The sequence below is a fragment of the Streptomyces sp. CNP082 genome (assembly GCF_059570535.1).
Genome location: NZ_JCANSZ010000003.1, coordinates 125,421 through 137,388 on the forward strand (window position 1 = coordinate 125,421; position 11,968 = coordinate 137,388).

Consider the following 11,968-nt stretch of genomic DNA (forward strand, 5'->3'; position numbering starts at 1 on the left):
GTCAGTCCGCCATGCCGTGGAGGGCTGCGGCGACGGCTGTGTCGGCGACGGTCTGCGGGGCTTCGATGCCGAGTTCGGTGCGGCGGACGGCTGCGTCGACGACACCCTGCAGCAGGGCGGCGGCGAGGCGGGGCTGGTCGTGGCCGAGGTCCGCGAGGGCCTTGACGACCATCGTGACGAGCCCGCCGTGCGCGGCGCGGATCTTCTCCCGGGCGCCGGCGTCCAGTTCGCCGGCGGAGATGGCGACGACGGCCCGGTGGCGGCGGTCGCCGACCAGCGCAAGCTGCGTGCGTACGTACGCCTCGACCTTCGCCTCGGGGGTGTCGGCGCACTCCATGGCGGTCTCCACCTCCGCCGCCCAGCGCGGGAAGTCGACGGCGCACAGCTCCTCGACCACGGCGGCCCGGCTGCGGAAGTACTCGTACACCGACGAGCGCGCGAGACCGGTGCGCTCGGCGAGCGCGGTGAAGTTCAGGGCTTCGGTGCCGCCTTCGCCGAGGAGTTCGCGCGCGGCGTCGAGCAGCGCGCTGTGCTGCATGGTCCGGTGCTCGGCCACGGAGGCTGCTCGAATCTTCGGCACGGTCCAACTTTAGACCGTGGATGTCCTTCAGCCGCTGGAGTCGGCCAGCTTCGCGCGCAACTGCAGGACGGACTTGGTGTGGATCTGGCTGACCCTGCTCTCGGTGACGCCGAGCACCTGGCCGATCTCGGCGAGCGTGAGGCCCTCGTAGTAGTAGAGGGTGACCACGGTCTTCTCCCGGTCGGGCAGGGTGTTCACGGCGCGGGCGAGCAGCCGGCGCAGCTCGCGGTCCTCGGCGACCTCGACGGGGTTGTCGGCGGCGGTGTCCTCGAGGGTGTCCATGAGGCTGAGGCGGTCGCCGTTGTCGGAGCTGACGTGCAGCAGTTCTTCGAGGGCGACGACGTTGGCCAGGGAAAGCTGGCTGAAAACCCCGTGCAGCTCTTCCAGTTGGATGCCCATCTCGGCGGCGACCTCGGCTTCCGAGGGGGTGCGGCGGAGGGCGGCTTCGAGGGTGGCGTAGGCGCGTTCGACGGCGCGGGCCTTCTGCCGTACGGAGCGGGGGATCCAGTCCAGCGCCCTGAGTTCGTCGATCATCGCGCCGCGGATGCGGGTGATGGCGTATGTCTCGAACTTAATGGCGCGCTCGGGGTCGAACTTCTCGATGGCGTCGATGAGCCCGAAGACTCCGGAGGAGACGAAGTCGGCCTGTTCCACATTGGACGGGAGGCCGACGCTGACGCGCCCGGCGACGTACTTCACCAGGGGTGAGTAGTGCAGGATGAGCTGCTCGCGCAGCCGGCCGTCACGCGTCTCCTTGTACGACCGCCACAGCTCGTCCACCGAGGAGGGTGCTGTGCGTGGTGCGGCACGGTCGGACCCGGAGATGTGCTGGGGCATGCGTCGTCGCCTTGAACCGTTCTGGTGGGGGCCTGGGTTCGGGTGGGGCTGAGGGGAGTGAGGGGGGGTAGGGGGAGGGAACGGGACGGGAAGGGTAAAGCGGTGAGGAGTGCGGGAACGTTCCGCGAGCGTAGCGTGACCGTACCGTCGCATTCTGCGACTGACGGCTCTTCATGAGTACGCAGGTTCGTTCCGCTCACCGCACCTGCGGGTTATCGGGAGGTCACAGCGGGGGGACGGCTGCTGCGGCACCGGGTGGGGGTCGGTTTGCATCTCTCCCACCCTTTCACCCGAACGTCCCAGGTCAAGGAACGGCTCGTCACCTTTTGGGGTGCTCACTGGAGCGCGGGGCCAGCCGCCAGCCGGCGCCGTCACGGGCGACGAAGCCGAGGGACTGCAGCTCATGAAGCCTGCCCAAGGCTTCGTCGCGCTCCGTACCCGTCTCTTGTGCGATCTGTTCCGGCCGGGCGCTGCCCCGGCCGGGGACGGCTTCGAGCACCCGTGCGGCGGCGGGCGGGAGCAGATCGCGTGGTACGACGGGGCCGCGGCGGGCCGGGGCGAGGTCCGCGCCGATCCGGCCGACCAGCTCGACGACCTCGGCGGCATCGGTGACGAGCTCCGCCTCACCGCGCAGCAGCTCGTGCACCCCTGCGGAGAGCCCTGAAGTCACCGGACCCGGGATGGCCATGCTCGGACGGCCGAGGCGCTGCGCCCAGCGAGCGGTGACGAGGGAGCCGCTGCGGCGCTCGGCTTCGACGACGACGGTGCCGCGGGTGAGGGCGGCCATGACGCGGTTGCGCAGGAGGAACCGCGAGCGGGTGGGGTGGTCGCCGGGGGCGAGCTCCGCGACGATCAGGCCCTGCTCGGCGACGCGGCCGAGGAGCTCGGTGTGGCCGGGCGGGTAGACCCGGTCGACGCCGCAGGCCAGCACGCCGACGGTGGCTCCAGTGGCGGCGAGTGCGCCGCGGTGCGCGGCGGCGTCGATGCCGTAGGCGCAGCCGGAGACGACGGCCCAGCCGGCGTGGGCGAGACCGCCGGCGAGGGTGCCGGCGACGTGCGCGCCGTATTCGGTGCAGGCGCGGGCGCCGACGACGGCGACCGACTTCAGCGCCCACAGCCGCAGGTCGGCGCGGCCCCGGACCCAGAGGCCGAGGGGCCGGGCGGCGGCGAGGTCGTCGAGCTGCCGGGGCCACTCGGGGTCTCCCGGGCAGACGAACCGCGCCCCGACGGCCTCGGCGGCGGCGAGGTCCTGCCGGGCGTCGGGTCCGCCGAGCCGGCGCCGGTACCGGGCCAGCCGGGTCTTAGCCTGCGGTGAGGGCGGCGGGGCGTCGCCGGTCACCCAGCTCAGGAGTGTCACGGCCCCGTGCGTACGCAGCCACCGTCCGGCGGCCTCGTCCCCCGGCTCGACGAGCCGGGTCAGCGCCACCCGCGCCAGCCGCTCGGCGTCCCGGTCCCCGGTGGCGGCAGGAGGTGCCGGTGGCGCCGGCATCCTCCGCGGGCTGCGGCCCTCCGGCGGGACGCCGTGGTCGGCGCCGTGCCCCGGCCATGCCGCCGGGTTCCGCATCGCTCCCGGCGCCGGTCCCGCGACCGGACCGCCCGGCCCGGCCGGCGGTCCCGGCGGCGGCCCGGGCGCCGCCCCGCTCCCCGGCGCGCTCGGCAGTCCGCTCCGCGGCTTCCACGCGGGCTTGGGGGTCACGTTCATGCCACGGGCTCCCTCATCGCGGGGGTACGGGCCCCGCGGGGCACCCCGGTGCGGAGTTCCAGGGCCGCCGCCACGTCCTCGGCCCCGGGGCGGTCGTGGCCCGCGAGGTCGGCGATGGTCCAGGCGACGCGCAGGACCCGGTCGAGGCCGCGGGCGGTCAGCAGGCCGCGCTCCAAGTCGCGTTCGGCCGGGGCGAGGACGCCGGGTGCGGGGTGCCAGTTGCGGCGCAGCTCGTGGCCGGGGACTTCGCCGTTGGTGCGCCAGGCGGTGCCGGCGTAGCGCGCGGCGGCGCGGTCGCGGGCGGCCCGCACCCGGGCGGCGACGTCGGCGGTGGGCTCGGCGCGTTCGCCGGCGTCCGCGAGTTCGGCGCGGCTGACGGCGTCTACGCTGACCCGGAGGTCGACGCGGTCGAGGAGCGGGCCGGTGAGCCGGCCCTGGTAGCGCCGGATGGCCGTGGGGGCGCATTCGCAGCCGCCTTCCTGGCGGGCGAAGCGGCCGCAGGGACAGGGGTTGGCGGCGAGGACCATGAGGAAGCGGGCGGGGAACTGGATGACGCCCGCCGACCGGGCCACCACGACGTGCCCGGACTCCAGCGGCTGTCTGAGGGCGTCCAGGATCCGGCCGCTGAATTCGGGGGCTTCGTCGAGAAACAGCACCCCTCGGTGGGCCAGGGAGACCGCGCCCGGCTTGGGCAGGGCGTTGCCGCCGCCGATGAGGGCGGGCAGGGTCGCGGAGTGGTGCGGGGCCGCGTAGGGGGCGTCGCCGACGAGGGGCTGGCCGGTGGGCAGGGTGCCGGCCACCGAGTGGATGGCGGTCACTTCGAGCGCCTCGGTCTCGGTCAGGGGCGGCAGCAGCCCGGGCAGCCGTTCGGCGAGCATCGTTTTGCCTGCTCCTGGCGGTCCCTTCAAGTAGAGGTGGTGGCCGCCCGCGGCGGCGACTTCGAGGGCGAAGCGGGCGCGGTGCTGTCCTGCGACGTCGGCGAGGTCGGGCCGGTACGCGCCGGGCCCGACGGCCGCCGGGGTGCACCAGCCGGCTCCGGGCACGGCGAGGCGGGCCGAGGGGACGGCCGGGTCGGTGTCGGGGTCCGCGGGCTCGTCGGGGGGCGGCTCGTCGTTGAGGATGGCGATGAGCTGGCGCAGGCTGCGCACGCCGAGGACGGAGACGTCGGGCACGAGGGTGGCCTCGCCCGCGGCGGCTTCGGGTACGACGACCTGGCGGCAGCCGGCGTCCGCGGCGGCGAGCACGGCGGGCAGCACGCCGGGCACGGGCCGGACGCGGCCGTCGAGGCTCAGCTCGCCGACCATGACGAGCCCGGCGAGGGCGTCGGGCGCGATGCGGCCGGCGGCGCCGAGGGTGGCGCAGGCGATGCCGAGGTCGAATCCGCTGCCGGACTTGGGTACGGCGGCGGGGCTGAGGCCGACGGTGAGTTTCTTCTGCGGCCAGTCGACGCCGGAGTTGACGACGGCCGCGCGCACGCGGTCGCGGCTTTCCGTCAGGCTCTTGTCGGGCAGCCCGACCAGCGTGAACGTGGCGACACCGGGCTCCAGGCCGGCCTGGATCTCGACGACGACGCCTTCCACGCCGACGAGGGCGACCGAGCATGTCCGGGCGAAGGCCATCAGGCGGCCCCCCGTACGTGCTGGACGACGGGAGCGCCGCGCTCGGGCAGCACCACGCCGACGACGTCGATCCGCACGCCGCCCGGCGGGGCGCCGCCGTGCCGCAGGATCCAGGCTTCGGCGAGCCGCCGCAGCCGGTCGGCCTTGGCCGGCGGGACGCCGGCCATCGGATGCTCCCAGCCGCCTGCCCGTCTGGTCTTGACCTCGCAGACGACGAGGGCTTCGCCGTCGAGCGCGACGATGTCGATCTCGCCGTCGCGGCACCTCCAGTTCCGCGCCAGGACGGTCATTCCCGCCTCGGCGAGCCGCCGCTCCGCGATCCGTTCCCCGTACTGTCCGAGCGCCTGCCGTTGCTTCGGCATCCGGCACCACCTCCCGCGTCCGACTGTGCCGTGCCGCGGGAGAACTTGTTGATCTTGGTGGATAACCGACGGGTTGTGGACAACTCCCTCACCCAGGAGGGTGAGGGCGGAGGGGATTCAGCCGAGGTCGTCGGAGGGCAGCTCCAAGTCGGACTTGCTCAGCTCCTCGATGTTCACGTCCTTGAACGTGAGCACCCGCACCTGCTTGACGAAGCGGGCCGGGCGGTACATGTCCCAGACCCAGGCGTCCGCCATGGACACCTCGAAGAACACCTCGCCCTGGACGGAGTGGACCTGCATCTCGTAGTCGTTGGTGAGGTAGAAACGCCGCTCGGTTTCGATCACGTATTTGAACAAGCCGACGACGTCGCGGTACTCCCGGTAGAGCTTCAGCTCCATCTCGGTCTCGTACTTCTCGAGGTCCTCGGCGCTCATGGCACGTTCCCCTTCCGCCTGTGCGTGACCCCATTGTGCGTCGCCCGGGCGCGACGGGCCCGGGCATAGCCGGAAACCGGCCCGTAGGCAGCGCCGCCCAGGATCAGCGCCGCCCCGGTGACGACCGCGAACAGCAGCATCCGCAGCGGCCCCGGCCCGGAGATCCCGCCGGGCAGCGCCGCGAAGCCGTCCGGGCGATCCACCATGCCCGCGCTGCCGAGCGGCCACGCCGTGGCGTCGACCCGGCCCGTGACGGCGTCGCGGGGTATGGCGCCGCCGCCGGGCTCGGCCAGATGGCTCCGGGAGTCGACGGAGGCGAGGCGGTGGTCGCCGAGCAGGAAGATCATCCCCTCCGGCACGGTGGTCGCGGGAAAGTCCTGCTGTGCCGCCCGCTCACTGTCCGTGACGTACGGCTCCGCGACCGGCGTGCCGTCGACCGTCAGCCGCCCCTGTCCGTCGCAGCAGCCGACCGTGTCCCCGCCGACCGCGACGACCCGCTTGACCATCGGCTGGTCACCCCACACCGCGTCCTCGAAGACCACGATGTCGCCGCGGCGCACCTCGTCGCCCGAGATCCGCTCGGCCAGCACCCGGTCGCCGGCGGCGACGGTGGGCTCCATGGAGAACGTCGGCACGGTGTACGGCGCGTACGCCACGGCGCCCCAGGTGAAGCCGCCGAGGAACAGCACGCACCCGACGGCCACGGCCAGGCCCGACAGCACCTTCCCCCGGCGACCGGCTCCGCTGCTGCTCATGGCCGCACACTACCCAGAGGTCCGGGAGGCAGTCAGCCCGCTCGGTGATCTTCCGTTGCCAGCGACGCCCTGTCACGCCGCTAACCCGGCCCATGAAGGCGAAAACGCAGGCCAGGAAGGTCGCGTACGCCACGGACGGCACAGCCGCCCCGACGATCACGTCACCCGGACGGCCCCTGCGCCCCTGCACCCCCCGCGAATACGGCGCCAGGCGGCCAGCCCCGGCACCAGGCCAGACCCGGCGGCCAGACCAGACCCAGCCAGACCAGACCCAGCCGGACCCAGTCCGGCCAGACCCGGCCCCGCGCCTCAGTCGTTCAGGTCCGCCTTGCGGATCAGCCGGCGCCGCCGCCACAGCACCAGCGGCACCGCCCCCGCCAGCCCCAGCGCCGCCGGCGCCGCCCCCGCGGCGGCGTTCAGCCCGGGCTGGTCGAAGGTGCCGGGCACCGGCAGCGTGCCCCAGCGGTCCAGCGGCCAGGCCCGCGCGATGGCCCGCCCGACGACCAGGTCCTCGTCGACGAAGCCCTTGCCCGGCGACTTCTGGTGGTAACGGGAGTCGAGCGAGTCCTGCCGGTGGTCGCCCATCACCCACAGCTTGCCCTCCGGCACCTTCACCGGCCCGAAGTCGTTGTCCTCGCAGGGGGTGTCACCGGGGAAGATGTACGACGTCTCGTCCAGCGCCTTGCCGTTGACCTTCACCGGGCCGACGCCCTTGCACTCCACCGTGTCGCCGCCGACCGCGATGACGCGCTTGATGAGGTCCTGCTCCTCCGCCGAGGGCATGAGGCCGATGAAGCTCAGGCCCGTCTGGATGGCTTCGAGTACGGGCCCGGAGTCCGACGGCGGCGCCTCGTTCAGCCAGCCGCCCGGGTCTTCGAAGACGATGACCTCGCCGCGCTCCGGCTCGGCACCGAACCAGGGCGTGAGCTTGTCCACCAGCACGCGGTCGCCGACCTGCAGCGTGTTCTGCATGGAGTTGGAGGGGATGGAGAACGCCTGGACCAGGAAGGTCTTGATGAGCAGCGCGAGCCCCAGCGCGACCAGGATGAGGATCGGCAGCTCCTTCCAGAAGGAACGCTGCTTCTTCTGTCGGGCGCCGTCCGTGCCGGAGCCGTCCGCGTCCTTGCCGCTGTCGCCGCTGTCGCCGCTTCCGGTGCCGCCGTCCGTACCGTCGCCGCCGCCGTCGCTCATCGCTCCCGCTTCCGTCGCCGCAGGGCCGCCGGGAGCACCGGGCGCACCCGGCGCAGCGTCCTGCGGGACGTCGCCTTGGGCGAGTGAGGGCCGGTGGGCGTCGTCCCCGGGGACCGTGGCCGGACCGTCGGCCGCCTGCTCCGGAGGGCTGCCAGGAGGGCCGTCAGCCGCCTTCTGCGTACGCCCCCCCTGACCATTCCGGTCTTCGGGACCGTCGTGACCGGACCGGGCGCTGACTGCCACGTCCCCCACATCCACTCCTCACCTTGCCGCTGCCTGCCCCTGGTCAGGTGCAGGCCCACCACTCCCATAACGAGCGAGAGTTCCGCAGGAGTCGGGAGGGGCTCCATTCGGCCCACTTCTTTCGAGGACACCTTATTCGCCTGCGCGTCCGACTCCGGAACCGAGGCGTAGGTGTCCGGTGAGTCGAATTTGTCCCAGTGGCCGAGCGGCCAGGCGATGCCTATGGCCCTGCCGACCACGTCGTCCTCGTCGATCGTGCCGTGGTACGGGCCCTTCAGGTGGTACCGCGAGTCCGCGGAGTTGGAGCGGTGGTCGCCCATGACGAAGATCCGGCCGTCCGGCACGGTGACGTCGAAGGTGTCCCGCGACGGCTTGTCGCCCGGGTGCAGGTACGGCTCCACCAGCGCCCTGCCGTTGACCGTGACCTGCCCGGAGTCGTCGCAGCAGACCACCCGGTCGCCGCCGAGCGCCACGACCCGCTTGATGAGGTCCTGCTCGTGCTCCGAGGGCAGCAGCCCGATGAACGTCAGCACGTCCTTGGCCTGCGCGATGCCCACCGGGTCGTCGAGCCGGTCCTCCTCCTGGTTCTTGAGCCAGCCGCCGGGGTCCTTGAAGACGACGATGTCGCCGCGCTCCGGCTTCGAGCCGAACCAGGGCGTGAGCTTGTCCACGACGACCCGGTCGCCGATCCGGATGGTCTGCTCCATGGATCCGGAGGGGATGACGAACGCCTGCACCAGGAACGTCTTGACGCCCAGCGCGATCAGCATGGCCGCGCCGATGATGAGCGGGATCTCCTTTATCCGCGAACGGGTCCTGCGCCGCCGCGCCCGCTTGGCCGCCTTGCGGCGCTCCGCGCGCCCGCCGATCCGCGGCCCCGGCTCACCGCCGCGCGTGCGCGCGCCTTCCGGCCCGCGCCCGCCGTCCGGCTCATACGGACCGTCGCCGCCCGCACCTCCCGGCTCATACGACGCCTGGCCCCCGCCTCCCGGTCCGTACGCGCCCTGGTCAACGCTTCCCGGTCCGTACGCGCCCCGGCCGACGCTTCCCGGTCCGTACGCGCCCTGCCCCCCGCCTCCCGGTCCGTACGGGCCCTGCCCGCCACCGCCCCCGTACGGATCACGGCGCCCCCGCCCGCCCCCCGCGCCGCGCCGGTCCTCCTGACCGCCGCCCGCGTGCCGCGCGTGGCTACCCCCCATATCCGGGCCGCCCCAGCGAGCCGATGCGGTCCGGCGGCCACCCCCGCCAGTCCGCTCTGCCGATGACCTTGTCCACCGCGATCGTGCCGCCGCCCGGCGACCCGAGGTGGTCCCGGGAGTCGCGGGAGTCGCTGCGGTGGTCGCCCATGACCCACAGCCGCCCCTCCGGCACGACGATGTCGAAGTCGATCACCGACGGGGCGTCGCCGGGATACAGGTACTCCCGCTCGTCGAGCGGCTTTCCGTTCACCGTCACCCTCCCCCGTGCGTCACAGCAGGTCACCCGGTCGCCGCCGACACCGATGACGCGCTTGACGTAGTCGGTGCCGTCGGCCTCCGCAAGTCCGGCAGCCGCGCCGGCCTTGCGCAGCAGCCCCGGCACCGGTCCCCCGCCGCCGCCGTCCGCGGCGGCGAAGGTTCCGGAGCCGTCGAAGACGACAACGTCCCCGCGCTTCGGTTCGTCCCCGAACGCGTAAGCGAGCTTGTTGACCAATACCCGGTCGCCGGGCTGGAGAACCGGCTCCATGGAACTGCTCGGCACCAGGAACGGCTGGACGATGAAGGCGCTGACGAGCAGCCCGGTGACGGTGAGGAGGGCTGCGAGCACAAGGGCCCAGCGCAGCAGACGTACGAAAGAGGAGCGCGATGTCTCCTCCCGCCCGGACTCCGGGGAGGAGGAGTCGTCGCGCTCCTCGGGCCGCAGCTCAGTGTCCATCGCAGCGAAGCCTAATATGGCGGTTCGCCCGCGTGGACCGGCCGCGTCAGCTCTCGCGCTTCTCCTTGATCTTCGCGGCCTTGCCGCGGAGGTCGCGCAGGTAGTACAGCTTGGCGCGGCGGACCTGGCCGCGGGTCACGAGCTCGATCTTCTCGACGACCGGGGTGTGTACGGGGAAGGTGCGCTCGACGCCGACGCCGAAGCTGACCTTGCGGACCGTGAAGGACTCGCGGACCCCGGCGCCCTGCCGGCGGATGACGACACCCTTGAACTGCTGGACACGGGAGCGGTTGCCCTCGATGACGCGCACGTGCACGTTGACCGTGTCACCGGGCCGGAAGGGCGGGATGTCGTCGCGCAGGGAGGCTGCGTCGACGCTTTCGAGAAGGTTCATGACCGTCTGCTTTCTTCGCCGATGCCACAGGTCATCGACAAGAGTCCGAAGTGGGACAGAGGATGCTGCAGCGTCGTACGGGCGTCGTGTCCCCCTGTGGCAGGGGCGCCGCGTCGGACGGCAGGCAGCAGCCGCCTATTCTTCCACGTCGTCGCCTGTACGCCAAAATCGTCCGTCGGGCCCCTCGGTCCAGCCGAGGGAGGCGAGCAGCGCCCTGTCGTGCTTGTCGTACGCGCCGGGCTCGGCCCGTTCGATCAGGTCGGGGCGGATCTCGGCGGTGCGGCGCAGCGCCTGGTCGCGGCGCCAGCGGGCGATGCGGCCGTGGTCGCCGCTGAGCAGGACGTCGGGTACGGGCCGGCCGCGCCAGTCGGGGGGCTTGGTGTAGGCGGGGCCTTCGAGGAGGTCGGCCATGGCGCCGGGGGCGAAGGAGTCGTCCTGGTGGGAGGCGGCGTTGCCGAGGACGCCGGGCAGGAGGCGTACGACGGCTTCGGCGATGACGAGGACGGGGGCCTCGCCGCCGGCGAGGACGTAGTCGCCGATGGACACCTCGTGCAGCCGGTAGCGGCCGGCGTACTCCTCGACGAGGCGGCGGTCGATGCCCTCGTACCGGGCGGGGGCGAAGACCAGCCAGGGCTCGGCGGCCAGTTCCACGGCCAGTTCCTGGGTGAAGGGCCGGCCGCTGGGGGTGGGGACGACGAGCACGGGGTCGCCGGGCCCGGAGCCGGCGACGGCGTCGAGGGCCGCGCCCCACGGCTCGGGTTTCATGACCATGCCGGGGCCGCCGCCGTAGGGGGTGTCGTCCACGGTGCTGTGCCGGTCGAACGCCCACTGCCGCAGGTCGTGGACGCGCACGTCGAGCACGCCGCGCTCGATGGCCTTGCCGAGGAGCGAGAGCCGCAGCGGCTCCAGGTACGCGGGGAAGATCGAGACGACGTCGATCCTCACGCGGCGCCCCCTCCCCCGCTGTCCCGGTCCCCGTCGCCGTCGCCGTCGCCGGTGCCGGTGCCGGTGCCGGTGACGGCCGTGTCCAGCAGGCCGGGCGGGGGCTCGACGACGACGCGCTGTGCGTCGAGGTCGATCTCGGGGACGATCTCGGTGACGAACGGGATCAGCACCTCGCCGCCCTCCGGGCGGGCGACGACCAGCAGGTCCTGGTACGGCAGGTGCGCCACCTCGGCGATGCGGCCCACGGGGGTGCCGTCGCGCAGGACGACGTCGAGGTCGGCGAGCTGGTGGTCGTAGAACTCCTCGGGGTCCTCCGGGGTGGCCTCGGGGTCCACGTCGGCGACGAGGAGGGTGTTGCGCAGGGCCTCGGCGGCGGTGCGGTCGGTGACGCCTTCGAAGCGCAGCAGCAGCCGCCCGCTGTGCACCCGCCCGGTGGCGATGGTCAGCGGCCCGGCGGCGGCCGGTTCTGTGGTCAGGACGGCGCCGGGGGCGAGCCGCCGCTCGGGCTCGTCGGTGCGTACCTCGACGGTGACCTCGCCCTTGATCCCGTGGGCGCGGCCGATCCGCGCGACTACCAGTTGCACGGGTGCCTTCCTGTTCGTACGTCCTCGGCCGTCACCCGGTACGCGCCGGGCCCTGCCGGCCGTACGGGACGGCCCGCCGCCGGCGTACGGCGACGGGCCGGGGCGCCTGCCGGCCTCCCCGGCCCGTGCCGGTGACGACTGCTCCGTCCGTCCGCGCGACGGCGGTCAGCGGACCTGGTCCACGTCGACGAGGTCGACGCGGATGCCCCGGCCGCCGAGCGCGCCGACGACGGTGCGCAGGGAGCGGGCCGTGCGGCCGTTGCGGCCGATGACCTTGCCGAGGTCCTCGGGGTGCACCCGGACCTCCAGCACCCGCCCGCGGCGCAGGTTGCGAGAACTGACCTCGACCTCGTCGGGGTTGTCGACGATGCCCTTCACCAGGTGCTCGAGGGCTTCTTCGAGCATCG

The 11,968-nt window shown here is 73.2% G+C and carries 13 protein-coding genes and 1 pseudogene; all 14 read right to left on the reverse strand.

Annotated features, from left to right (window positions below; translation table 11 throughout):
- Position 1: 1 nt before the first annotated feature.
- Positions 2 to 556, reverse strand: coding sequence for a TetR/AcrR family transcriptional regulator (locus B124_RS03495; RefSeq protein ID WP_496501281.1), 555 nt, complete (start codon positions 554 to 556; stop codon positions 2 to 4).
- A 51-nt stretch (positions 557 to 607) separates the two neighbouring features.
- On the reverse strand, positions 608 to 1,417 hold the full coding sequence (gene whiG / locus B124_RS03500) for an RNA polymerase sigma factor WhiG (RefSeq protein WP_496501124.1): 810 nt from the start codon (positions 1,415 to 1,417) through the stop codon (positions 608 to 610).
- 319 nt (positions 1,418 to 1,736) lie between these two features.
- Complete coding sequence (gene dprA, locus B124_RS03505; protein WP_496501125.1) at positions 1,737 to 3,119, reverse strand: DNA-processing protein DprA; 1,383 nt, start codon at positions 3,117 to 3,119, stop codon at positions 1,737 to 1,739.
- On the reverse strand, positions 3,116 to 4,738 hold the full coding sequence (locus B124_RS03510; protein WP_496501126.1) for a YifB family Mg chelatase-like AAA ATPase: 1,623 nt from the start codon (positions 4,736 to 4,738) through the stop codon (positions 3,116 to 3,118). The genes dprA and B124_RS03510 overlap by 4 nt, the downstream gene beginning before the upstream one ends.
- Positions 4,738 to 5,100 carry a YraN family protein gene (locus tag B124_RS03515; protein WP_496501127.1) on the reverse strand — a complete coding sequence of 121 codons (363 nt, stop codon included), beginning with the start codon at positions 5,098 to 5,100 and terminating at the stop codon, positions 4,738 to 4,740. Before B124_RS03515 ends, B124_RS03510 begins: the two co-directional genes overlap by 1 nt.
- 117 nt (positions 5,101 to 5,217) lie before the next feature.
- Entirely contained in the window at positions 5,218 to 5,535 is a 318-nt protein-coding gene (locus tag B124_RS03520) for a DUF2469 domain-containing protein (RefSeq protein ID WP_018839619.1), read from the reverse strand.
- Positions 5,532 to 6,290: a signal peptidase I gene (lepB, locus tag B124_RS03525; RefSeq protein WP_496501128.1), complete on the reverse strand. Its 759-nt coding sequence runs from the start codon at positions 6,288 to 6,290 to the stop codon at positions 5,532 to 5,534. The genes B124_RS03520 and lepB (B124_RS03525) overlap by 4 nt, the downstream gene beginning before the upstream one ends.
- A 309-nt stretch (positions 6,291 to 6,599) precedes the next feature.
- Positions 6,600 to 7,733, reverse strand: coding sequence for a signal peptidase I (gene lepB / locus B124_RS03530; RefSeq protein ID WP_496501129.1), 1,134 nt, complete (start codon positions 7,731 to 7,733; stop codon positions 6,600 to 6,602).
- Positions 7,645 to 8,593, reverse strand: a pseudogene (gene lepB / locus B124_RS03535) (signal peptidase I). The gene lepB (B124_RS03530) and the pseudogene lepB (B124_RS03535) overlap by 89 nt, the downstream one beginning before the upstream one ends.
- A gap of 319 nt (positions 8,594 to 8,912) precedes the next feature.
- Positions 8,913 to 9,638, reverse strand: a complete 726-nt coding sequence (gene lepB, locus B124_RS03540) for a signal peptidase I (RefSeq protein ID WP_496501130.1) — start codon at positions 9,636 to 9,638, stop codon at positions 8,913 to 8,915.
- 46 nt (positions 9,639 to 9,684) lie between these two features.
- Positions 9,685 to 10,032, reverse strand: coding sequence for a 50S ribosomal protein L19 (gene rplS, locus B124_RS03545; protein ID WP_047018333.1), 348 nt, complete (start codon positions 10,030 to 10,032; stop codon positions 9,685 to 9,687).
- Between the two features lie 135 nt (positions 10,033 to 10,167).
- Positions 10,168 to 10,977, reverse strand: coding sequence for a tRNA (guanosine(37)-N1)-methyltransferase TrmD (trmD, locus tag B124_RS03550; protein ID WP_496501131.1), 810 nt, complete (start codon positions 10,975 to 10,977; stop codon positions 10,168 to 10,170).
- Positions 10,974 to 11,561 (reverse strand): ribosome maturation factor RimM, encoded by a 588-nt coding sequence (rimM, locus tag B124_RS03555; protein WP_496501132.1) that lies wholly within the window; start codon positions 11,559 to 11,561, stop codon positions 10,974 to 10,976. The genes trmD and rimM overlap by 4 nt, the downstream gene beginning before the upstream one ends.
- Positions 11,562 to 11,726: 165 nt before the next feature.
- Positions 11,727 to 11,966 carry an RNA-binding protein gene (locus B124_RS03560; RefSeq protein WP_027771538.1) on the reverse strand — a complete coding sequence of 80 codons (240 nt, stop codon included), beginning with the start codon at positions 11,964 to 11,966 and terminating at the stop codon, positions 11,727 to 11,729.
- Between the last annotated feature and the right edge of the window lie 2 nt (positions 11,967 to 11,968).

Coding starts and splice junctions, on each gene's coding strand:
- dprA (WP_496501125.1), bottom strand. CDS start 3,119: ATGAACGTGACCCCCAAGCCCGCGTGGAAGCCGCGGAGCGGACTGCCG.
- lepB (WP_496501130.1), bottom strand. CDS start 9,638: ATGGACACTGAGCTGCGGCCCGAGGAGCGCGACGACTCCTCCTCCCCG.
- whiG (WP_496501124.1), bottom strand. CDS start 1,417: ATGCCCCAGCACATCTCCGGGTCCGACCGTGCCGCACCACGCACAGCA.
- lepB (WP_496501128.1), bottom strand. CDS start 6,290: ATGAGCAGCAGCGGAGCCGGTCGCCGGGGGAAGGTGCTGTCGGGCCTG.
- B124_RS03515 (WP_496501127.1), bottom strand. CDS start 5,100: ATGCCGAAGCAACGGCAGGCGCTCGGACAGTACGGGGAACGGATCGCG.
- B124_RS03520 (WP_018839619.1), bottom strand. CDS start 5,535: ATGAGCGCCGAGGACCTCGAGAAGTACGAGACCGAGATGGAGCTGAAG.
- rplS (WP_047018333.1), bottom strand. CDS start 10,032: ATGAACCTTCTCGAAAGCGTCGACGCAGCCTCCCTGCGCGACGACATC.
- B124_RS03510 (WP_496501126.1), bottom strand. CDS start 4,738: ATGGCCTTCGCCCGGACATGCTCGGTCGCCCTCGTCGGCGTGGAAGGC.
- B124_RS03560 (WP_027771538.1), bottom strand. CDS start 11,966: ATGCTCGAAGAAGCCCTCGAGCACCTGGTGAAGGGCATCGTCGACAAC.